This is a genomic window from Streptomyces sp. NPDC096193 (assembly GCF_040302905.1).
GTDB lineage: Bacteria > Actinomycetota > Actinomycetes > Streptomycetales > Streptomycetaceae > Streptomyces.
On record NZ_JBEOSJ010000017.1, the window covers coordinates 143,865 to 166,517 of the forward strand.

A 22,653-nucleotide genomic window follows, 5' to 3' on the forward strand; every position below is an offset into this window, starting at 1 on the left:
GCCCGACGCTACGGTGACCGGTGTTGCGCGGTGGTCGAGAAATGCTCGAGAACAGGGCGGTGAGCAGGGGATGGACCTGACGGAGCTGGACGCTGTCGGCGGCTTCTTCGCACTGCGCACGGGTCCGTCCGGCGGCGGAGCGGCGCCCCTGGCCCGGCTGTACGCCGGAGAGACCGCTCCCCTCATCACCAGGATCGACACCGTCGCCGAACGCCTCGGGGCCACCGAGCGGCGTGTGGCCGCGTCCGTCGCGCATCTGGGACTCGCGGCCCGGCTGTGGTCCATCGCCCTCGGGTCCGCCGCGCTCTACGGCCAGATCCCCGATCTCGATCCCGCGCGACTGCACTGGGCTCCCGAGCGCGGCGCACCCGACGATCTGTGGCTCACCGGCTCCGGTTCACGGTCCGCCACCGCGGCCACCGTGCGTGAGGCGGTCCAGTACGGGCATCTCGTCCCCTTCGCCGACGCGCTGCGCCGGGACACGACCGTCTCCCGGCAGCTGTTGTGGGGAAACGCCGGCTCGGCACTCGCCGGAGCCGCGCGCACGCTCGCCGACTGGGCCCGCCGCGGCGGCAGGACCGGTGTGGCCGAACGGGCCGCCGCCCTCGCCGCCGAGCTGCTGAGCCACCCCGATCTGGCGGGCACCGTCCGCGGCCCGGCCATGCGCCGCAGCACCTGCTGCCTCTACTACCGCGTTCCCGGCGGCGGCCTGTGCGGCGACTGCGTTTTCGACCGCCCGCCCCGCCGGACGGCGCAGTGATCCTGACCGCGCTCTTCCCCGTACGCCGCGCGTGGGTGACCATCAAGGGGTGAAGGTCGGACTGCTCACACGCGAGTACCCCCCGGACGTGTACGGGGGCGCCGGTGTCCATGTGGAGTTCCTCGCCCGGGAGTTGAGAGCCCTCGCCGACCTGGAGGTCCACTGCTGGGGCGAGGGCGCGGCGGAAGGGGTGCTGCGGCACCGGGCGCCCTCCCAGCTCGACGGGGCGAACGACGCACTGCGCACCTTCGCCGTCGACCTCGCCATGGCCGCCGAGCTCGGCGGACGCGAACTGGTCCACTCCCACACCTGGTACGCCAACCTGGCGGGCCATCTCGCCAAGCTCCTCCACGGCGTCCCGCACGTGATGACGGCGCATTCCCTGGAGCCGCTGCGGCCCTGGAAGGCCGAGCAGCTCGGCGGCGGCTACGCCCTCTCCAGCTGGGCCGAGCGCACGGCGATCGAGTCGGCCGACGCGGTCGTCGCCGTGTCCCGCGGCATGCGGGACGACATCCTCGCCTGCTATCCCGCCCTCGACGCCGACCGTGTGCACGTGATCCACAACGGCATCGACACCCGGCTCTACCGGCCCGATCACGAGACGGCCGCGCTGAGACGGATCGGGCTCGACCCGGACCGGCCCTTCGTCCTGTTCGTCGGCCGCATCACCCGCCAGAAAGGAGTCCCGCACCTGCTGCGCGCGGCCCGCTCGTTCGACCCCGACGCCCAGCTGGTGCTGTGTGCCGGAGCGCCGGACACCCCCGAGATCGGCGCCGAGTTCCGGGAACTGGTCGACGAACTGGAGCGGGTGCGCGACGGCGTGCACTGGATCCCCGAGATGCTGCCACGGCCGCAGGTCATCCAACTCCTCAGCCATGCGGCCGTGTTCGTCTGCCCCTCGGTCTACGAGCCTCTCGGCATCGTCAACCTGGAGGCCATGGCGTGCGGCACCCCTGTTGTCGCCTCCTCGGTCGGCGGCATCCCCGAGGTCGTGGACGACGGACGCACCGGTCTGCTGGTGCCCTACGAGGCGCGCCATCCGGAGGATTTCGAATCCGGTCTTACACAGGCGGTGAACCGGGTACTCGACGATCCGGCGGAGGCAGCCAGGATGGGCGCTGCCGGACGGCAGCGCGCGGTGCGCGAGTTCGGCTGGGACCAGGTGGCCCGGCGGACGTACGAGCTCTACGAGGACCTGCTCAAGCAGGTGTGACAGGGACGGCAGTGCGACACGCACAGCAGGTGTGAGGGGGCACGATGCGCGGTGGACCTTCGGTGCTCGGGATCGTTCTGGCCGGCGGGGAGGGCAAGCGGCTGATGCCGCTCACCGCCGACCGTGCGAAACCGGCGGTGACCTTCGGCGGGATGTATCGTCTCGTCGACTTCGTCCTCTCCAGTCTCGTCAACGGGGACATTCTGCGCATCTGCGTGCTGACGCAGTACAAGTCGCACTCGCTGGACCGCCATGTCACCACGACATGGCGGATGTCGAGTCTTCTCGGCAACTACGTGACGCCCGTTCCGGCCCAACAGCGGCTCGGCCGGCGGTGGTACCTCGGCAGCGCGGACGCGATCCTCCAGTCGCTCAACCTGGTCAACGACGAACAGCCCGACTACATCGCGGTGTTCGGCGCCGACCATGTGTACCGGATGGACCCGCGGCAGATGCTCAAGCAGCACATCGAGGGCGGAGCAGGCGTCACCGTCGCCGGGATCAGGGTTCCGCGCGCCGAGGCGTCGTCCTTCGGGATCATCACGCCCGCGCCCGACGGCGCGAGAGTGGAGCGGTTCCTGGAGAAGCCCGTGGACCCGCCCGGACTGCCCGGCGATCCCGAGCGGGTCTTCGCCTCCATGGGCAACTACCTCTTCACCACCAAGGTCCTCGTCGACGCGCTGTACCGGGACGCCGAGGACGACAACTCCGTCCATGACATGGGCGGTTCGATTTTGCCGATGCTCACGGAGCAGGGCATGGCGCAGGTCTACGACTTCAACGAGAACCATGTGCCGGGGGAGACACCGCGGGAACACGGCTATTGGCGCGATGTGGGCACCCTCGACTCGTACTACGACGCCCACATGGACCTGATACCCGACCGGCCCGCCTTCGACCTCTACAACCGCCGCTGGCCCATCTACACGCACCCGGGTCAGCTTCCCCCGGCCCGCTTCATCGGCGCCGGTATCGCGAGCGAGTCGATCGTCAGCCCCGGCTGTGTCGTCCGTGGGCAGGTCACTCGGTCCGTCCTGTCTCCCGGTGTCGTCATCGGGGAGGGCGCGGTGGTGCAGGGCTCGGTGCTGCACGACAACGTCCGCATAGGCCGTGGTGCCGTCGTCCGCGGTTCGATCCTGGACAAGAACGTCGACGTGCCGCCCGGTGCGACCATCGGCGTCAACCCCGAGCGGGATCAGGAGCTTTACACCGTCTCCAAGAACGGCGTCATCGCGCTCGGCAAGGACCAGCGGGTCCTGTGAACCGTCCTGGGATCTGTCCTGTGAACGCGCAGTGACGTGAACCCCGATTGCGGATCACCCTGTCCGGGCACCACTGAGGGGTAGGGGCACGCCGTCGCGCATCCGCGGAGCACGGCAGCCCCGCTCGGCTTTGAGGGTGTCGTCGACCGGAACGGAGTGATGAGGATGCGTACGCAAGGGCGCACCCGTCGGCGTGCCGCGCGTGCGACATACCAACTGCCGCAGGCGGAGACATCCGCCCGCTGGGCGCGCCATCTGACGACGGTCTTCCTGAGCCGCCGCTGCGGCGAGCCGGTGACGGGGGACCAGATCGAGGACGCCACCCTCGTCGTGTCCGAGCTGGTCACCAACGCCACGCGGCACGGCCGCAGCGGCTGCCGGCTCCGGCTGCACGTCGACCCGGGCCTGGTCACCGTCGAGGTGGAGGACGCCAGTCCGGTACACCCGAGGGTGTGCTCGCCCCTGGAGAGCGACGAGGGCGGGCGCGGCATCGTCATGGTGCGCGAGCTCTCCCGGCACTTCGCGGTACGGGGCGGACCGGGCGGAGGCAAGACCGTTCAGGCGGTGCTCGCCGCGTCCTGAGGAGTTTCAGGGACTCTCGCCGCTGCCGTTGCACGGCTGACGCCATGCCACACACCGAGGCCGGGCTTCACGCATAGAGCTGAGCCCCGCTCGCCGCGCGTAGTGTCAGAACTCGTCGGCCGACGGGGCGTATTCGACGTGGAACAGGGCCGCGCCGACCGCCACGAACGTCGTTCCTGACCCCGCCGACGCCGGTCTTTCGTACGCAGCGATCATCCGGTCGTACGCGGGCTGGTGAGCGGTGGTCGGCGGGAAGCCGGTCTCCTGGAGACAAGCGTCCGGCAGATCGGGTCGACAGCGTCGCACCCGTGCTCGCGACACGGCTTGATCCTGGTGCTCTCACGCCCTCCCGGACAACCAAACGTCCCATGTTCTGTACCTGCCCAAGCCTGGGGTGCGGCCCACCGTCGTCCGGCCATGGCCATGACCGACAATAAAAGAGTGCTGGACAAGAAAAGTTTCCGGAGACCGTGGAGCCATGTTGGACGTCACAGTGATCGAGGACTCCGCGGCAGCCGCCGTCTCGCTGGACCCCGTGCGCTCCCGGCTCCTGGCGGAGCTCGCCGCGGGTCCCGCCTCGGCGGCCATGCTCGCCGGCCGGATCGGGCTGCCCCGCCAGAAGGTGAACTATCACCTGAAGGCGCTGGAGCGGCACGGACTCGTCGAGCTGGCCGGTGAACGCCGCAAGGGCAACGTCACGGAGCGACTGATGCGGGCCACAGCGGCCTCGTACGTCATCTCTCCGCTTGCTCTGGCCGCGGTGCAGCCGGACCCGGCAGGCTTCCGCGACCAGCTCTCCGCGCGCTGGATGCTCGCGGTCGCCGCCCGCCTCGTGCGCGACGTCGGCAGCCTGATCACCGGCGCGACCAAGGCGCGCAAGCGACTCGCGACCTACGCGCTCGACGGCGAGGTGCGCTTCGCCTCCGCCGCCGACCGCGCCGCCTTCGTCGAGGAGCTCACCCAGGGCGTGAGCGCGCTGATCGCCCGGTACCACGCCGAGGACGCCCCCGGCGGCCGCGATCACCGCCTGGTCGTGGCGCTCCACCCGACCGTGAAGATCCCGGACGCCGTCGAGAGCCCGGACGCCGAGGGTCCGGATGCCGGGACCCTCGCCGCGCTGCCCGGGGATCCGTCATGACGAGGCCACCCGGTCCGCGCGTCCATCACCGCGCCGGGGCGCCGCGGCGCGCCTGACCGGCCACCCTCATCCGTCATTCACGCACCCGAGCACGACACAAGGAGACGTCATGTCCAAGGAGTTCGAGATCGTCCGGGAGTTCGAGGTCGACGCGGAGCCCCAGCAGGTATGGGAGGCGATCACCATCGGGACCGCCGGCTGGCTCTGGCCGATGGAGTACGAACCCCGCGAGGGAGGCGCCGCCCCCCACGGCGGCACCGTCACCGCCTGGGACCCGCCCCACCGGCTGACCGGCCGCACCGAGGATGTGGAAGGCATCACCCAGCAGACGTTCAACCAGCTCGATCACGTCATCGAGCCCCGCGAGGGCGGCGGCTCCTGGGTGCGCTACGTCCACAGCGGCATCCTGGTCGAGGACTGGGACAACCAGTACGACGGTGCCGACAAGCACACCGACTTCTATCTGCACACCCTGCGCCAGTACCTGCTGCACTACACCGGCAAGGCGGCTGTGTTCATGAGCGTGGACGCGCCCGACGCCTCGAACGAGCCGGGCGGTCTCGACGTCGTGAGCCGGGGCCTCGGGCTGGCGGACGACGCGGCCGAGGGCGCGACCGTACGGGTCGAACTGCCCGGCACCGGCCCGGTCGACGCCGTCCTGGACTACCGCAACCGTTACTTCGTGGGGCTGCGCACCGACGACGCCATGTACCGCGTCTTCGGCCGCAACCACTTCGGTGCCCCCGTCGGGGTCAGCGTCCATGACTTCGCTGCCGGAGCGGACGCGCGGAAGAGTGAGGAGGCCTGGCGCACCTGGCTGACCGGCCTGTTCGCGTAGGCGTCCCGTGCCGCGCCGTCGGTCACCCCGGATCAGCCGGGCCGGGGGAGACCGACGCCGGCCGGACGGGGAGGCCGAGGCCGGGTGGACGGGGCGCGCGGGCGGATGGTCGGTGGGCGCGGGCGTCCGCGGGCAGGCTGGAAGCCCCCGGTCACAGGATTTTGCCGTCACCCATTTGCTCAGTAAAGTTGCGCTTTTGAAACCCCCACAGCGCGCGAGCGACCGAGGAACGGCAAAGGCCCATGACGGTGATAGAGGACAGTCAGGTGTTCGGTCCGGGCATCGACCCGGAGCGGATGGCCGTCTGCCTGAGCGTGCTCGACGAGCTCGACAAGCTGGACGTCGACCACCCCGACGCCATCGCGGTCCGCCGGGCCACCGCCGGTATCTACCGGACCGTGAAGCAGCGCCGCCGCCAGGAGCGCCGGGCCGCCAAGACCGCGCACGACAAGTCGGTCACCGAGGCCACCGCCACCGGATCGGCCGAGCGGATCGACGACGAGACCGAGGGCGTCCTCCCGTCGTCGTCGGCCACGGGCGAGATCGCCGGCATACTCCAGCGCCCCCGGTCCTGCTACATCTGCAAGACCCGCTATGTCGAGGTCGACGCCTTCTACCACCAGCTCTGCCAGAACTGCGCGGCCGGGAACCGGGCCCGCCGCGACGCCCGTACCGACCTCACCGGCAAGCGGGCACTCCTCACCGGCGGGCGCGCCAAGATCGGTATGTACATCGCGCTGCGGCTGCTCCGTGACGGCGCCCACACCACGATCACCACGCGCTTTCCGAACGACGCGATCCGCCGCTTCAAGGCGATGCCGGACAGTGACGAGTGGATCCACCGCCTCAAGATCGTCGGTATCGACCTGCGTGACCCGGCTCAGGTCGTCGCGCTCGCCGACTCCGTCTCCGCACAGGGCCCCCTGGACATCCTGATCAACAACGCGGCCCAGACGGTACGCCGCTCCCCGCAGGCGTACAGCGAACTGGTCAGCGCCGAGTCCGCCCCGCTGCCCGCCGGTGAGCTGCCGCCCGCCGAGGTCATCGGCACCTTCGGCAGCGGCGCGGTGGAGACCGTGGCCGCGCTGCCCTCCGCGGCGGGCGAGGGCCTCACCGCCCAGGACGTGACCGGGCTCGCCCTGGTCAGCGGCTCCGCTTCCCCGGCGCGGATCGCGGCCGGCAACGCGATCGACGCGGGCGGTCTGGTCCCCGATCTGCACCACACCAACAGCTGGATCCAGACGGTGTCCGAGGTCGATCCGGTGGAGCTGCTGGAGGTCCAGCTCTGCAACTCCACGGCCCCGTTCATCCTCATCAGCAGGCTGCGCCCGGCGATGGCCGCCTCGGCCGCCAAGCGCACCTACGTGGTGAACGTCTCCGCGATGGAAGGTGTCTTCAGCCGCGGGTACAAGGGTGCGGGCCACCCCCACACCAACATGGCCAAGGCCGCGCTGAACATGCTCACCCGCACCAGCGCCCAGGAGATGTTCGAGAGCGACGGCATCCTGATGACGGCCGTCGACACCGGTTGGATCACCGACGAGCGCCCGCACCCGGACAAGATGCGTCTCGCGGACGAGGGTTTCCACGCCCCGCTCGACCTGATCGACGGTGCCGCCCGCGTCTACGACCCCATCGTGCGCGGCGAGTTGGGCGAGGACCTCTTCGGCTGCTTCCTCAAGGACTACGCTCAGGCGAACTGGTAGCCGGCATTGCTGGTGGACGGCGTGCGGGGCTCCCGTACGCCGTCTTCGCGTACCGCACGCCGTCCCGGCGGGAGGCCCTTGTGGAAGACCGCATCGCCGGTCTCCGGGCTCCGTCGACCTGCTCCACCCATCCTCCCGCGGCCGCCTCTCGTGCGCCTCTCGTCCGCGGCCGGACACCACGGCCGCTACTCCGTCCGGGTGTCCGGGCGAGGGCCGTGCCGCCCGCCCGACCTCCCCGTCAGCAGGTCTCCGGTCACCCGTCGGACCTCTGCCGAGGCAGCCCCGGTCTCCGCTGCCGCACCGGAGTCGAGGCGATCTCGGTGATCGTCTCGAGGCCGTCTGCCCCTGATCCTCGAAGCCCCAAACAGGCAGAGATCGTTGGCCGGATTTGCGTTGATTTTACGGCCCCCATAGAGCGCTCCTCTGCTCATTTGGTTACTCTGGGGCGAACGGACGCCACCAAGGGGTTCACGAAAATCCCTTGGCCGTCCTGGGACAAGCCTGCAACCAGGCTGCGGTCCCGCCCGAAGACCGGCGCCACCGCGACCGAACTGCCCTTGTCCCAGTTACGCGACACAGAGGAGTGCGCGGTGACACCTGATGTGAAGAAACACGAGAAGCGACCGCTGGATCTCAGCGGTGAGCGGTCCCGTCGTCCCGACGAGCTCGGAAGCCTGGAAGTCTGGGCCCGCTCGGCCCCGATCCGGCTGGCCGGCTACGAGGACGACCTGGCAGAGCCGCACATCCTGCCCGGCATCGACTGAGCGGATCGCTTCACCCCGTGCCCCCTGCCGTCGGCAGGGGGCACGAACGGCCAACGTGCCGCGCGCATCCCGTCGGACGAGTACGTCCTGGCCGAGTCTGTGCCGTCCCGTCGGCGAGTGCGACCCCGACAAGGCTTGTGTGGTGGGCAGTTGACTCCCGCGTCCCCGATCCTGGACGTGACCGATGTCCGGCTCGCTGCTCTGGAGCTCGACGAGGCGCGGGCCTGGTTCGACCAGTCGAGACACCGCCCGATGGCATTGCCGGCGGCAGAGGCCTGGGTGGTCGACCCGGCCTTCGGCCCCATCCTGCTGGTGAAGCACCGCCGGCGCCCGCTGGATGCCACCCGGGGGGAAGGCCGAACCGGACGAGACGCCTCGCGCCGCCGCAGCCCGCGAACTCGCCGAGGGGACCGGCGTGCGGGCGGATCTTCTGCCACGTCCGGCGGCGGTCTCCGTGCGTTCGTACCGGTCCCACGGAGTCCCGAGGCGGGTCTTTCCTACGCCGCCATCGTGAGCCGCGATGTGCCGCTGGGCGGCGAAGCCGGGCAGCCCCCCGCGGTGGTTCGCGCTCGACGAGCAGCGGGAGTCGGTGTTCCCACAGGACCGCGACCACATCCGCGCACATGTGTGCCGGTGTGCCGCCTGGCGGCTGAGGGTCCGGTGCGCTCGCACTGACCGAGGTCCCGCCCACGGGACCGCACTCGGTGGCCGCTACGACGATCGGCGGTCGGTCCATGAGCCGGGCGCACTCCACCAGCCGACGGCGGGACACCGGGTCACCCAGGTGTCCATCGTCCCCGCTGATCAGCAGCAGCGGCGGTTGCTCGCCCGTTCATCGGGGGTCCTGTGCCGAATCGGCGAACATGGATGCACTCCAACCGAGTTGAAGGGGCGGCGGCGAAGGCGATCCTCGGCTGCGGTGTCCGCGCCAATTGGGCCGGCTCCAACCCGCGCACTCGGTCAGCAGGGAATAGTCCCCGCCGGTCTCGGGTCAGCCCTCATTCCATGCGGTGACCAGCCCGGCCAGGGCCTCGGCGGCCTCTTCGCTGTCGCGGCCGTCGCCCGCGCGGGCGTGCCGGGCCAGCTCGACGTGGACGAACCCGGCGTGTTCGCGCTGCGCCGAACGCCCCTGGACGTTGATCGTGCCCTCGAGCGGGCACCTTGCCGCCCAGGCCCGGCAGACCCGCAGTCCGTCGCCGTCCATGCGGTCGGCCAAGGCGGCCACCTCGGCCGGCGCGGTCTCGACAGCGCCGGTGGAGACGACGGCGTCGTAGGGGCGGTCGGAGGAGTCGGTGAAACCGTGCAGCTGGACGCCGGGCACCCCGCGCTTCTGCAGCTCCACGACGATCGTATGGAAGGCGCTGTTCTCGCGGTGGGCGACATCGGCCGCGTCGTCGCGGCCTGCCCGGCGGTGTGTGCCGGCGAGGACGAGGGCGCCGCCGGGGTTCTCCTCCAAGAGCCGGATGCCGAGGGCCTCGGTGTCGCGGTCGGAGACGGGGTGGGGGACCTGGGCGACCCAGCGGACGGTGGCGTCGGCGTTCAGGTACAGGCGGCCCCAGCGGGTGCTCTCACCGGTGCCGGTAGCGGCGATCTCGTCGTAGCGGCGGCCGGAGTCGGTGTCGGTGAGGCGGGTGAGCCCGAGGCCGAGCGGGGCGAGCTGCCGTTCCGCCTCTTGGGTGTCGCCCGACAGCAGGCTTCCGACCGCCTTCGCCAGCCGCGCCCGCTCTGCCTTGCGGGGTGGAGTGTAGGGGGAGTCGGCGCGGAACTTCGCCGTGTACGCGAGGATGCGGCTGCGCAGGTCGACGAGTTCTCGCGTGTGCGGAACGGAATCCTCCGAGTTCGGGGACGTGCCGGCCTGGCAACCGAACAGGGTGAGAAGCAAACTTATTTGAGCGAAAGTGTGCAAGAAGCGTGATCTCCTCGTGATGGAAATCCGAAGGTCGCCTGTGCGGATCATGCGAATATTGCTCAGTGACATTCCGTAAGTCTCTCCGTATAGGTCGTTTGCTGGCGGTAGTGGCGACAGCCACCGGTCTGACCGTGTCGTGCGGCTCTCAGACGGCTCAGCCGCAGGCCAAGGCCGACGGTCGCAGCTTCACCGTTGCCGCGGCCGGCGATGTCCTCATCCATCCCGAGCTGGTCGAGCAGGCGGCAAGGGATGCCGAGGAGACCGGGCGCGGAGCGGCGGGACTGGACTTCGGCCCTCTGATGGCCGGGGTGAAGCCCGTGGTCAGCAAAGCCGACCTGGCGATCTGTCACATGGAGACGCCCGTCGGGAAGCCCAAGGGCCCGTTCGAGGGGTATCCGGAGTTCTTGGTTCCGCCGCAGATCCTGACCACCTTGAAGGATGTGGGGTACGACACCTGCTCGACGGCCTCCAACCACACCTTCGACCACGGGCTGAAGGCGGTGCGCCACACGCTGAACACCATGGACCAGGTGGGCCTCGGGCACACCGGGTCGGCGCGGACGCCGAAGGAAGCAGAGCAGATCAACATCCGTGACGTCAACGGCGTCAAGGTCGCCCACCTCTCCTACTCCTGGGAGTCCTTCCTCAACCCCACACCGAAGACGGAGAGTTGGGCCTTCAACCGTTCGAGCACGGACAAGGTCAAGAAGGCCGAGAAGCGAGCCCGCGACCAGGGTGCCGAGGTGGTGATCCTCTCCCTGCACTGGGGCCTGGAGCACTACAACGAGCCGAGCGTCCCGCAGTTGGACATGGCCCAGCGGATCACCGAGGAGACCGGGGTCGACCTGATCATCGGGCACCACTCCCACGTCGTGCAGCCCATCCAGAAGGTCAACGGCACCTGGGTCGCCTACAGCCTCGGCAACCAGGTGGCCCGGCACTCCTCGCCGACCGGCCTCACCGAGGAGGGTGCCATCGGCTGGTTCGAGTTCCGCGAGACCGCTGACGGGTGGGACGTCTCCGCCCGCTACCGCACCACGCTGGTGAACATCCCGCCCGAGATCGAGGCCGGGGACAAGGCGCCCGAGGGCGCGGTCGAGGAACTCCGGGTGGTGGACGTCCAGCACGAGCTGGAGAACCCCAAGGGGCTGTCCGACGACCGGATCGCCCGCTACCGGCTGGCCGAGGACCGCACACGCGGCTTCCTCTACAACCGGGGAGCGCCGGGCGGTGACGGCCTGAGACGGCTGTCGCTGGAGAAGTGATCAGAGCCACACACCCCTGTGTCCCAACGGACGCAACCTTGTCGGCTTTTATCAGTCTTTTATGTGGCAGTGTCTCGCTGCCGCGCGCCGGCGCGGCTTCCTTCGGGCGCTGAGCACCCGCAGCGATCAAGGAAGAAGACCAGTGACATCGACTCCTGCCGCGCCTCTCGTGCCGAAAGGCCGGCGGCGCAGCCGCAGACGTGCGGACATGCCGCTGCTTGGCGGCATCCGGCCGCCGATCGCGCTGCTGTGCGTGCTGGTGCTGGCCCTCGCGGGTCTGACGGCCAAGGTGCTGGGCCCGGACGCGGAACCGGTCGTGCCGAAGGCGGTGCTCTCCTCGCAGCAGTACTTCGCCCAGGACGGCGCCATCGCGCTGCGCGCCTCGATCGACGAGCGGGTCACCGACCTCGAACGCACCGCCACCGCGCTCAACAGGGGCAGTGGGGCCGACCCCGAGCGCGTCCTGTCGGACCTCGGCAAGGCGTACCAGAAGTGGACCGGCACCACGGTGCTGGACCTGGAGAGCGGCGAGGTGCTCGCCGCCCGCGGGGAGCGCATCCCGCTCGCCTGGCTGGACAAGGACGTCCTCAGCGGTGACGAGGCGCTCACCCCGCGCATGGTGCGGCTGGAGACCGGTGATGTGCGGCTGATGACCATGGCCGTGCTGGAGGGGAAGGGGGAGACGCAGCAACTGCTGATCGCCTCCAACAGCCTCTCCGTGCCCTCCATCAACCTGGGCCCGTTCCGCAGCATGGCCGTGGTCGCGCGGGGCGGCGAGGTCCTCGCCACAGCGGGCTTCGAGCAGTCCGAGGCACTCAACTCGGACGCGGAGCGCGAAGAACTCACCTTCCTGCAGAAGCAGATGTCCCGGTTGTCCGACAGCGCCGCCGAGGAGACCGAGCAGAACCCCATCGGCGCCCGGGAACCCGGTTCCGGCGGCTATCCCGGCGTCAGCGGAACACTGGTCGGTGATGCGTACAACGGCCGCGTCGCGACCGCGGGGTACGCCTCCCTCGCCGCCTCCGACCCGGAGGACGGGGAGAGCGTCGCCGCCGGCCTCGGCCTCACGGTCGTCGCCATGCTCCCCGTCGTCCAGCAGCAGAGCGCCGCGGACAGCAGGCAGCTCTTCGGACTGCTCGCGGCGGGCGCCCTGGTCCTGCTCGGACTGCTCGCGGTCGCTGTGCTGTGGGTGACCGTGCAGCGTCCGTTGCTCGGACTGTTCCTGGAATCCCGCCGGCTCGCCCGCGGTGACCTGATCCGCCCCGTCACGGTGCCCCGCTGGGGCGAGGCCGCCCGCATCGGCTCCGCACTGGAGCGCACCCGAGGCCAACTCGGCGGCACGAGCGATCCGGACAGCGGCGCTGATGACCGCCGCAGCAGATTCCGGTTCGGCGGACGCGGGCCGTTGGCGCTGACGGCGGTACTCCTGCTGCTGTGGTGCGTCCCCGTCGGGCTCCTGCTCAACCGCACGGACGGGAGCGTCAGCATCCCCGCCGCCATGGTCAACGACCAGCGTGACCGTACCGATCTGGTCGCCGACCGGGTCCGGCGGGCGCTGAACGAGGCCCAGGCCGACGTGCTCTCCATCTCACGGCTGATCGACGTCGACGACCCCGGCGCCACCGAGATCCTGCTGAAGGACGCCCTGCGCGAGCACACCCGCTACCAGGCTCTCTACGTCGTCGACGAGGACGGCGACACCGTTGCCCGGGCCGGTGGCGACCCGCACGGGTGGAGCGAGGAGAAGGAGGGGGCACTGGTCCGTGTCTCCGGCAAGGGCCAGAAGAAGCCCGTCGTCCAGACCGGGGCGCCGGTGCCGAAGCACAAGGGCACCACCCTCGTCGGCGAAGTACGGGTGGAGTTCCTCAACTCGCTGCTGAAGCGGCCCGGCCTCGGCGAGGTCCGGATCGTGAACCCCGACGCGCGGACCCTCGCCGCCAGCGACGGCTTCCTCGCCTTCGAGGGGCTGCCGAACGACGCGCTGCCCGACCTGGTGCGCGCCGGCAATGTGCAGGTGGGCGCCGGGCCGGTGGAGAACGGCCTGCTCATCCGGGACGGCGGCGCCGTCACCGTGGCCGCCGCAGCGCCGTTCACCGGCGGCGGCGTCGCCTCCGACCTCGGCTGGACCGTCGTGAGCTGGCAGAAAGCCGACCGCTTCGAGATCACCGCCTACGAACGCGAGGACCGGGCGGTGCTCGCCGGTCTGCTCGGCCTCGCCCTGATCGTGGTCTGCCTCGGCTGGATCCACCTCGTTGTCGTACGTCCCCTGCGGGCTCTCGCTGCCGACGCCGAGAAGCTCGCCGACGGCGACCTCAAGACCGTGCACTACCCCCGCTACCAGGACGAGGTCGGCGCCGTCGTCCGGAGCCTCGAACTGATCCGCCAGCAATTGCAGGCCCGCCGGCAGAACAAGGCGCGCCGGCCCGCCGAGCCCCGGCTCGACGCCGGAGGAAGGTGACCAAGCGTGCTCTACCTCTACTTCGTCCTGTTGACCGGCAGTCTGTTCCTGCTCGCTGCCGGCATCGTGGAGCAGCGGCGGCACTACGCCGCGCTGCACACCATCCCCTCGCGGGTGCTCGTCAACGGCATCCGCGGCAAGTCCTCCATCACCCGGCTCTGCGCGGGCGCGCTGCGAGGCGGTGACCTGATCACCGTCGCCAAGACGACCGGGACGGCGGCCCGCTTCATCCACCCCGACGCCACGGAGGAGCCGGTCTATCGCAAGTTCGGCATCGCCAACGTGGTGGAACAGATCGGCATCGTCCGCCGGGCCGCCACCTACCGGCCCGACGCGCTCGTCATCGAGTGCATGGCCGTGATGCCGGCCCTCCAGGAAGTCAACCAGAGCAAGCTGATCCGATCCACCATCGGCGTGCTGTGCAACGTCCGCGAGGACCACCTCGCCGAGATGGGCCCCACCCTCGACGACGTGGCCCGCTCGCTGTGCCGCTCGATGCCCCATGACGGCATCTGTGTCACCGCCGAGAAGGAGCGCTTCCACATCCTCCAGGAGGAGGCGGACGCCCGGAACTGCCAGTTGATCTACGCCGACCCGGAGACCGTCAGCGACGAGGAGTTGCGCGGCTTCAGCTGGTTCACCTTCAAGGAGAACGTGGCGATCGCCCTGGTCGTCGCCGAACTGGTCGGTGTCGAGCGCGAGGTAGCTCTCCAGGGCATGTACGACGCCCCGCCGGACCCCGGCGTGCTCTCCGTGGAGCGCTACGTCGCCCCCGGCGGCAACCGGCTCGCCTTCGCCAACGTCTTCGCGGCCAACGACCCCGAGTCGACGCTGATGAACATCAACCAGCTCCTCGACCTCGGCGCCATCCGTCGCCCCCTGAACGTGGTGATCAACTGCCGCCCCGACCGCGTCGAGCGCAACGGGCAGATGGGCGAGATCATCCCCGACCTCCAGCCCGACCACGTCTTCGTCATCGGGCACCCCGCCAAGAGCGCCATCGACGCCATCCCCGCCGACTGGCGGGACCGGGCGGTCGACCTGGGCGGCGAGAAGCGGTCGGCCGAGGAGTTCATGCCGGCCCTGCTCGGCCGCATGTCCGACGGCTCCTCCCTGGTGGCCATCGGCAACATCCACGGCCAGGGTGAGGAACTGCTGGAGTACCTCGCCGAACTCCCCGCCGACGAGAGCGAGGCGGACGAGGAGACGCCGAACCCCACCTCCACGGCGGCCCCGGTGCAGGGGCCCCGTCTGGACCCGTTCGCCTCGTACCCCCCGGCGTACGAGGAGCGCTACCAGGCTTCACAGACCCAGGAGATCCCGGTGGTCCGCATCCCGGCCCCGCCGTCGCGGCAGTACGAGCCCCATGGGCAGTACGCACAGCAGGAGCGGTACCAGCCCTCCGAGCAGTACGTCGACGTGCCGCGGCAGCGGCCGTACGAATCCGCCCAACAGACCTGGCCGCCCTACGACGAGCCGCACGATGACGCCCGGAGATCCCGTTGACCACCGCCGCACTGACCCCCGAGATGGCCGCCCTGGGTATCGCCGTAGGGCTGTTCTTCTCGCTGCTGTGCTACCTCACCACCAACCTCTCGCCCGGCGGCATGATCACTCCGGGCTGGCTGGCCCTGACGCTCATCGAGGACGTCCAGCGCGCGGCCATGGTGGTGGGCGTCACGGCTCTCACCTACGGCGGCACCAAGATCATGCAACGGCTGGTGATCCTCTACGGCAAGCGGCTGTTCGCCTCGGTGGTGCTGCTCGGAGTGCTGCTCCAGGGCACGGTGATGATCCTTCTCTCGCTGGAGTTCCCGCTGCTCTACGGCAACCAGACTCTCGGCTTCATCGTGCCCGGCCTGATCGCCTACCAGATGGTGCGCCAGCCCAAGGGCGCCACCCTGCTGGCCACCGGCACGGTCTCGCTCATGGCCTACATCGTCGTCGCCGCCGGGCTGCTGCTCGGCATCATGCCCACCGTCTGACAGACCGCCCAGAACAACCGAGGAGCAACCGATGGCAGGAAAGAAGAAGTCACGGCCCGTCGTCTCGGGTCTGGCGGTGCTGGCGCTCGTCGCGACCTCCGGGTACCTGACCCTGGAACTGCGCAAGCAGGAGGCGCCCGGGGTGACGGAGGTCCGCAACATCGGCGTCCTCGAAGGCGGCAAGGGCAAGGGATCCGGGTCCGCCTCCGACGACAAGGGCGAGGCCCAGTGGGCCCGGCTGGAGAATCCCGGGCGCTCGGTGCTGCGTGGCTCCGACGGCCAGATCCGGGCGGAATTCACCGACGGGGCGCGCCTGGCCACACTCACCGGCTCGGCCCGCACCTTTGCCGAACCGGCCTCCACCTCCTCGAAAGTCTCCACCACGGACTGGGTGCGGCTGATGCCCGAGTCCTGGAAGAAGGGCGCCGAGAAGGAGAAGTGGTTCACCGACTGGTACACCGAGTACAAGGACAGCAAGGAGGACGACCTCTTCGCCATCGCCTTCCAGTACGTGGCCGGCGCCCCGCAGAAGAAGGACAAGCAGGGCACCGTCTACGCCGGTGACGCCAACTTCGGACCGCTGAACACCGCCGGCGCCGAAGGCGGCGACCTGCGCCTGGAGCAGTCCGACTTCTACGACTACCTCGGCCTGCCCTACCCCTTCCGGGACGGCCAGACCGGCACCCCCGAGACCCTGCGCGCCAAGTCCCTGGACTGCTCGGGCTTCATACGGATGGTGCTCGGCTACCGCACCCGCTACCCGCTGATGTCCTCGGACACCTCGGGCGACGGACTGCCGCGCACCGCCAACGGCATGGCCCGCTCCGACGAGGGCGTCGACGTGCTCCCGCTGTCCGGAGTGGGGGCCGCCGCCCGGCCCTCCTCCATCGACCAGCTCCAGCCCGGCGATCTCGTCTTCTTCAAGCTTGACGCCCGCACCAAGGACCGGCTCGACCACGTCGGCATGGTGCTCGGGTACGACACCGGAGGCCACCTGATCTTCGTCTCCAGCCGCGAGGAGGTCAACGGCCCCACCATCGGCGACGTCGGCGGCGTCTCCCGGCTGGACGGCAACGGCTACTACGCGAAGACCTTGCGCAGCGCCAAGCGGCTGTGACCGTGACTGCCCGCACCCCGTAGGGGGGGCATCGAGCAGACCGACCTGGCTGTCCGGCTGCCGTAGGCTCAGCCCGCCGCCAGGTCCGGAGCACGAAGGCCCAGTTCACCTTCTCGGTGAATCCTTCGGCGTCAGTGGATCAGAGTATGACCTGGTCCGTCTGGGCCTCCAGGCGGGCGATGGCCTTGCGAGCGGCACCGACGAAGGCGTCAAAGAGGCCATTGGTGTGGGTGGGTCGTTCGAGTTGGTTGAAGCAGCCAGGGTCGAACATGCTCTGGCGCAGTTCGGTGGTCATCTCCAACTGTGCGCCCTTGCCGAGCAGGGTCTTGTTGCAGATGTTGTTCGGGTCCTCGCCGGCGAGAGCAGGGACGGTCGAGCCGTCAACGGTCTGGAAACCGGCGGCCCGGAATTCCTCACGCAGACATGTTGTGAAGTCGGTGTTGAGACCGCCGACGACGACGGCCTCCGGCCGGTCAGCGGGAACTTTGGCCTGCGCCGCCGTACAACCGTGCAGGCTCAGGACATTGAGGCTGCCGGCGGCCATGGACAGCGCGGTCCGGTCGTCGTTGTTCGTCGAGGTGACGTGCAGGTCGCCATTGTTGGACGTTCGCACTCCTTCGAACATCCAGTAGTCGTATGCCGGGCCGCCTGCCGGCGCGAGGGCGAGCGTGGCAGGGTGGTACCCGGCTGTCGCCAGGCACAGTTCGGAGGTACCGCCCTCGATTCCGCCGCCGTGCAGGGCCATGACCGTGGTTCGGTTGATGGGGGATCTCTGGGCGTCGCTGTTGTCGAACAGTTCATGACGCTTGTACCGGCGGGTGAAGTCCGTACCCTCCTTCCCCGCGAGCTTGGTGTACAAATCCGTGTTCGATGCGTAGAGGTCGGCCGCGTAGGCGGGTGCGACGGTGAAGGCGTTGAGTACGGAGGCACTGATGGCGGCGCCGGCGAGGCCGGTCAGCACGGTGCGGCGATTGGCATATGTCATGCGTGTAATCATCGCGGTGTAGGCCGCCTGTGAGGCCGCGGGAAGGCCCGGTACTTCATCGTGGTGACAGCGTGGTCGAACTCCTTGCCGTGCAGGGCAGGTGCCTGCGCCGCCGGCTACGGCAGACGGCCCGTGGTGAACTCTCCAGATCGCCGGGACACCAGAGCCTCCGCCCGTCAAGCGCACAGGTTCGGGTGCCACGCCGGCCGGCCGCGATCCCTCAACCCCCATTCATCCGATGGATGGGCGAGAATATCTACGTGCCGCACTGTAAAGCGTATTGACAGGTTCGCGACACCCTTCAATCATCGGACCTCATGACCGAACTTCCCAGGCGCCAGGTACTCGGAATGACGGCGGGGGCGGCAGTCGGCGCCGCCCTCATCAGCCCGGCCACGGCCGATGCGAGCCCGCACGCGACACCACGCGGCACCACAGGTGGTGACTGGGGCACGGTCCCGGCCGCCGTGCCCGTACCGCTGGACCGCTGGTTCGACAACGACGGCATCGACACCGCGGACGCCCGCGGCGGCGACTTCGACGGCTCCGGCTACACCTTCCCCGGTGAGGAACTCCCCGCGGGGAAGCGGGAGATCGACGGCATCCCCTATCTCTTCCCCACCGCCACCGCGGGGGCCAAGGACAACATCGTCGCGCTCGGCCAGCGCATCGACCTCCCGCCCGGCCGCTATCTCTCAGCGCTCTTTCTCCTCACGAGCAGCTACGGCGCGGCCTCCGGTACGGCAACCGTCCACTACGCCGACGGCTCCAGCCGGCCCGCGGCACTCGGCGGCCCCGACTGGTACTCCGGCAGCGGTGCGATCACCGCCGCGTACCGCTACACCCCGACCGGTGCCAAGGACCCGCACCCGGTCGTCATCGCCACCGCCGAACTCACCATGGACGCGACGAAAGAGGCCGTGGCGCTGACGCTGCCGGTCACCAACCCCGCCGAGGCGGACAGCAGTTCGCTCCACATCTTCGCCCTCACCCTCCAGCCGGCGGCCGACGGACGGGCATTGGCGCTGCGCGAGGCGCACTCGACGACCCTGCTGCTCGACGCGGGTGCACAGAGCGTCGAGGCCACCGTCGTCAACGCCGGCACCGTCGGCATCCTTCCTTCCGACCGGCTCAGCGTCTCCGTCGATGTGCCCGGCGCCCGCACGGTCGCCCCCGCCACGGTCGGCCGGCTCGCTCCGGGGGAGCAGGCGAGAGTGCGCGTCGGCATCCGCCGTCGGCCCGGTAGCCCGCCCGGCACCCGGCAGGACGGCACCGTCCTCGCCCGCGGCCGGGGGCAGCAGGCCGCCGCCTCGCGGCGCACCCTCACGCTGGGCGTCCCCGACTACGAGCCCACCGACGCCTCGCTGAACACCCATCAGGCCCCTTACTGGTTCCAGGACGCCAAGTTCGGCATCTTCATCCACTGGGGTCTCTACTCGGTCCCGGCCTGGGCGCCGGTCGGCAAGCAGTACGCCGAGTGGTACTGGAGCCAGATGCAGGATCCGAACAACCCGGCGTACGCCCATCACCGCCAGACGTACGGGGAGTCCTTCGCCTACGACGACTTCATTCCGCGGTTCCGGGCCGAGCGCTTCAACCCGCGTTCCTGGGTCGAGCTGTTCCGCGACGCCGGAGCGCAGTACCACGTCCTCACCTCCAAGCACCACGAGGGCTTCGCGCTCTGGGACACCAAGGTCAGCGACCGCAACTCCGTCAAGATGGGCCCGCGCCGGGACCTGATCAAAGAGCTCTTCGACGCCTCCCGCCGCTACGCCCCCGAGCTGCACCGCGGCCTGTACTTCTCCATGCCCGAGTGGTTCAACCCCGACAACCCCTGGGCGGGACACGCGCCGCGGAACCCGTACACGCTGGAGCCCGTGCCGTACACCGGCCACCGCCGTGGCGACTACATCAAGGATCTCCAGGCACCGCAGATGCTGGAGCTGATCCACGACTACGACCCCGAGGTCCTGTGGTGCGACATCGGCGGTGCGAACGACAGCCACCGGGTGCTCGCGGAGTACTTCAACCACGCGAAGAACCGGGCCCGCCCGATCGAGGTGACCGTCAACAACCGCTCGGGCATCGGGCCGCACGACTTCACGACGCCCGAGTACACGACATACGACTCGATCGTCACCGACAAGTGGGAGTCGAGCCGGGGACTCGACCCGTACAGCTACGGCTACAACGCGCAGACCCCCGACGACCGGTACATGACGACCGAGGAGGTGGTGCACTCGCTCGTCGACATCGTCTCCAAGAACGGCAACTTCCTGCTCGACATCGGACCGCGGGCCGACGGCACCATCCCCGAGATCATGGAGCGCCGGCTGCGTGAGACGGGCGCATGGCTGAAGGTCAACGGCGAGGCGATCTACGGCAGTACGTACTGGGCACGGATGCCGCAGCTCGGCGAAGATCTGCGTTTCACCGTCCGGCCGGACAAGGCCTTCTACATCCACTCGCTCGCCGCTCCCGGCAGCACGCTCACCGTCGAGGCACCGGTTCCGGTCCGCCAGGGCGACCGCGTGACGATGCTCGGCCACGACCGTCCGCTGAACTGGCGCATCAAGGGGGACACGTTCGTCGTCGACGTGCCGGCCGCGGCCCGCCGGGCGGGCCGGCATGCCTGGGTCTTCAAAGTAGCCTGGTCGGCCTGAGGAACTCGCGCACATGGCTCCGGTGCCACCAGGCGCCGGTGGCCCGCAGTTCGCGCCAGGTGGTGTACCGGTAGTGGTACAGCCTGGCGCGGACGTACGCGGGCGGCGCGTCGGGGAACGGATTGTGACGCAGCAGCTTGAGCGTGTCCCGGTCGCCCTCCAGCAGCCGTTCCATGAACGTCCCGAACCAGGGGGCCGCGTAGGCGGGGGAGAGCGCGGCGAACCACATCATCCAGTCGAGCCGCAGATGGTAGGGGGCGTACTGACGCGGCATCGCGCGCACATCGCCGGGCTTGCCCCGGAAGCCGTACTCCCGCCACACGGTGCCCTCGTGGAGAACGGTCTCGTCGGTGCCCTCGATCACCACTTCGTGGCGGATCCGCCCGACCGTACCGAACGCGCCATAGGCGTTGACCAGATGCAGCGCGTCGTAGGAGCGGTTCATCTGCTGCCGCCGGGAGAACAGATTGCGCGCCGGGCGGTAGCTGAGCACCAGGACGAGCACGGTGACCGCCATGACCACGATCTCGTACCAGAGTGGGGAAGCGGGCAGCGCTGGCGCCTCGGCGATCAGTGAGCCGTCGACGGCGGAGAGCGCGAGCACGATCGTGATCCAGTTGAGCCAGGCGAAATTGCCGGAGAGCACCAGCCACAGCTGCGTCACCACGATCAGCGCGGCGGCCGCACCGGCCACCGGCTGGGGCGTGAACAGCAGGAACGGCACGACGAGTTGTGTGACATGGTTGGCGGCCACCTCGACGCGGTGGGCAGGGCGTGGCAGACGGTGGAAGAACCAGCTCAGCGGGCCGGGCATCGGCTGGGTCTCGTGGTGGTAGTCCAGGCAGGTCAGCTTGCGCCAGCACTCGTCCCCGCGGATCTTGATCAGACCCGCCCCGAATTCCACCCGGAAGAGCACCCAGCGCAGCAGGAACAGCACCAGGACGGGCGGGGCGGTGCGTTCGTTGCCGAGGAAGACGGCCAGGAACCCGGTCTCCAGCAGCAGGGACTCCCAGCCGAAGCCGTACCAGGTCTGGCCCACGTTGACGATCGACAGATAGAGCAGCCACAGCACCGCCCACCAGGCCATTGCCGCCCCGAGCGGGATGTGGTCGGCGGCTCCCGCCATCAGTGCAGCGGACAGCAGGCAGCCGCTCCAGGCGACGACGGCGAAGAAGCGGTCGGAGTAGTGCAGTTGGAAGAGGCTCGGCGCCTGCCGCCACGTCACCCGGCGTACGAAGGCGGGTACCGGCAGCATGCCGCGTTCGCCGATCAAAGGCCGGTACTGAAGGGCCGCGGTCAGGAAGGCGACCAGGTACACGCCGGCCAGAGCCCGCTGGAACACCAGCCGGCTCAGCCAGTAGTCACTGTCGACGAACCACTCCATCACCTCCAGTATCGGCCTTTGCGAGCCGGCGCACGGTGCGACCGAGCCGGCGCGCGTACGCCATCTGCATCAGCGGTACGAGAGGCCCGCCGAGCCGGGACCACCAGACCGCCGGGCGGCTGAAGGCCATGACGGTGAACCAGACAGAGCCGTCGTCCCGCAGATCGACGACGAACGACTCCTCTCCGCGCACGGGGTGTCCCCGCAGGGTGCCGTAGCCGAAACCGGTCCGGACGCGCTCGTGCACGGTCCAGACCACCTCGCAGGGGGCGGTGATCCGCAGCGGGCCGAAGCCCGCGGAGACCTCGACCCGGGCGCCCGGCTCGGCGCGCCGGGCCCTGCTGCGCAGCCGCGCCCCCGAAGCCCGGTGCGCACGCCAGGTGAGCACGGCCTCGCCCGCCGCCTCGAACACCGCCCGGCCGCGGCCGATCCTGACCGTGTGATGCAGATGGCGGTAGCCGTCGGGCATCGGCCCGAGACGGGTAGCCCCGGCCTCCGGGTAGCTGAGGGCGCCGGTGCGGTGGGCGCTGTTCATACGTCCGCCGGCGGTGAGGTCGGCCGAATGGGTGCGAGCCCCGCGCACCGGGCCGATGGCAGCTCCCGTGGTACGGGAGCCGGTCCTGC

General features: G+C 69.8%; 19 protein-coding genes. 15 read left to right on the forward strand and 4 right to left on the reverse strand.

The features are described from left to right. Positions 1-70: 70 nt before the first annotated feature. The 9 genes from ABTX78_RS24100 (at position 71) to ABTX78_RS24140 (ending at position 8,777) form a co-directional block, all read left to right on the forward strand. Entirely contained in the window at positions 71-760 is a 690-nt protein-coding gene (locus ABTX78_RS24100) for a (2Fe-2S)-binding protein (protein WP_352208857.1), read from the forward strand. A 49-nt stretch (positions 761-809) separates the two neighbouring features. Further along, on the forward strand, positions 810-1,973 hold the full coding sequence (gene glgA, locus ABTX78_RS24105) for a glycogen synthase (protein WP_352208858.1): 1,164 nt from the start codon (positions 810-812) through the stop codon (positions 1,971-1,973). A gap of 44 nt (positions 1,974-2,017) precedes the next feature. Beyond that, positions 2,018-3,235 (forward strand): glucose-1-phosphate adenylyltransferase, encoded by a 1,218-nt coding sequence (gene glgC / locus ABTX78_RS24110; RefSeq protein ID WP_352208859.1) that lies wholly within the window; start codon positions 2,018-2,020, stop codon positions 3,233-3,235. Between the two features lie 165 nt (positions 3,236-3,400). Then, on the forward strand, positions 3,401-3,817 hold the full coding sequence (locus ABTX78_RS24115; protein ID WP_352208860.1) for an ATP-binding protein: 417 nt from the start codon (positions 3,401-3,403) through the stop codon (positions 3,815-3,817). Between the two features lie 478 nt (positions 3,818-4,295). Next, complete coding sequence (locus tag ABTX78_RS24120; RefSeq protein ID WP_352208861.1) at positions 4,296-4,955, forward strand: ArsR/SmtB family transcription factor; 660 nt, start codon at positions 4,296-4,298, stop codon at positions 4,953-4,955. Between the two features lie 109 nt (positions 4,956-5,064). Continuing rightward, entirely contained in the window at positions 5,065-5,793 is a 729-nt protein-coding gene (locus ABTX78_RS24125; RefSeq protein ID WP_352208862.1) for an SRPBCC family protein, read from the forward strand. Between the two features lie 242 nt (positions 5,794-6,035). After that, positions 6,036-7,499: an SDR family NAD(P)-dependent oxidoreductase gene (locus ABTX78_RS24130; protein ID WP_352208863.1), complete on the forward strand. Its 1,464-nt coding sequence runs from the start codon at positions 6,036-6,038 to the stop codon at positions 7,497-7,499. A 590-nt stretch (positions 7,500-8,089) separates the two neighbouring features. Then, positions 8,090-8,263 carry a hypothetical protein gene (locus ABTX78_RS24135; RefSeq protein ID WP_313942786.1) on the forward strand — a complete coding sequence of 58 codons (174 nt, stop codon included), beginning with the start codon at positions 8,090-8,092 and terminating at the stop codon, positions 8,261-8,263. A 337-nt stretch (positions 8,264-8,600) separates the two neighbouring features. Then, complete coding sequence (locus ABTX78_RS24140; protein WP_352208864.1) at positions 8,601-8,777, forward strand: NUDIX domain-containing protein; 177 nt, start codon at positions 8,601-8,603, stop codon at positions 8,775-8,777. Positions 8,778-9,254: 477 nt separating this feature from the next. On the opposite strand, the gene ABTX78_RS24145 is transcribed toward ABTX78_RS24140, so the two are convergent. Then, positions 9,255-10,145, reverse strand: a complete 891-nt coding sequence (locus ABTX78_RS24145; RefSeq protein ID WP_352208865.1) for a hypothetical protein — start codon at positions 10,143-10,145, stop codon at positions 9,255-9,257. 134 nt (positions 10,146-10,279) lie between these two features. Here ABTX78_RS24145 and ABTX78_RS24150 point away from each other — a divergent pair, with 134 nt between their 5' ends. From ABTX78_RS24150 to ABTX78_RS24170, 5 genes are all read left to right on the forward strand, one after another. Next, positions 10,280-11,437: a CapA family protein gene (locus ABTX78_RS24150; protein WP_352208866.1), complete on the forward strand. Its 1,158-nt coding sequence runs from the start codon at positions 10,280-10,282 to the stop codon at positions 11,435-11,437. A gap of 208 nt (positions 11,438-11,645) precedes the next feature. Next, complete coding sequence (locus ABTX78_RS24155) at positions 11,646-13,895, forward strand: PDC sensor domain-containing protein (RefSeq protein ID WP_352208867.1); 2,250 nt, start codon at positions 11,646-11,648, stop codon at positions 13,893-13,895. Between the two features lie 6 nt (positions 13,896-13,901). Next, entirely contained in the window at positions 13,902-15,401 is a 1,500-nt protein-coding gene (pgsB, locus tag ABTX78_RS24160) for a poly-gamma-glutamate synthase PgsB (protein WP_352208868.1), read from the forward strand. Beyond that, the gene (locus ABTX78_RS24165) at positions 15,398-15,880 is read left to right on the forward strand and encodes a poly-gamma-glutamate biosynthesis protein PgsC/CapC (protein ID WP_352208869.1); all 483 of its coding nucleotides are present in this window, start codon (positions 15,398-15,400) and stop codon (positions 15,878-15,880) included. The genes pgsB and ABTX78_RS24165 overlap by 4 nt, the downstream gene beginning before the upstream one ends. A gap of 31 nt (positions 15,881-15,911) precedes the next feature. Further along, positions 15,912-16,997: a C40 family peptidase gene (locus ABTX78_RS24170; RefSeq protein ID WP_352208870.1), complete on the forward strand. Its 1,086-nt coding sequence runs from the start codon at positions 15,912-15,914 to the stop codon at positions 16,995-16,997. A 139-nt stretch (positions 16,998-17,136) separates the two neighbouring features. Here ABTX78_RS24170 and ABTX78_RS24175 read toward each other — a convergent pair whose 3' ends face one another. Beyond that, entirely contained in the window at positions 17,137-17,982 is an 846-nt protein-coding gene (locus tag ABTX78_RS24175; protein WP_352208871.1) for a poly-gamma-glutamate hydrolase family protein, read from the reverse strand. Positions 17,983-18,299: 317 nt separating this feature from the next. On the opposite strand from ABTX78_RS24175, the gene ABTX78_RS24180 reads away from it, so the two are divergent. Then, positions 18,300-20,645: an alpha-L-fucosidase gene (locus ABTX78_RS24180; RefSeq protein ID WP_352208872.1), complete on the forward strand. Its 2,346-nt coding sequence runs from the start codon at positions 18,300-18,302 to the stop codon at positions 20,643-20,645. Here ABTX78_RS24180 and ABTX78_RS24185 read toward each other — a convergent pair. Then, a complete protein-coding gene (locus ABTX78_RS24185; protein ID WP_352208873.1) occupies positions 20,623-22,029 on the reverse strand; it encodes a lipase maturation factor family protein in 1,407 nt (468 codons plus the stop codon). The two genes, ABTX78_RS24180 and ABTX78_RS24185, sit on opposite strands and share 23 nt — an antisense overlap. Beyond that, positions 22,007-22,564 carry a DUF1990 domain-containing protein gene (locus tag ABTX78_RS24190; protein ID WP_352208900.1) on the reverse strand — a complete coding sequence of 186 codons (558 nt, stop codon included), beginning with the start codon at positions 22,562-22,564 and terminating at the stop codon, positions 22,007-22,009. The genes ABTX78_RS24185 and ABTX78_RS24190 overlap by 23 nt, the downstream gene beginning before the upstream one ends. Positions 22,565-22,653: the final 89 nt, after the last annotated feature.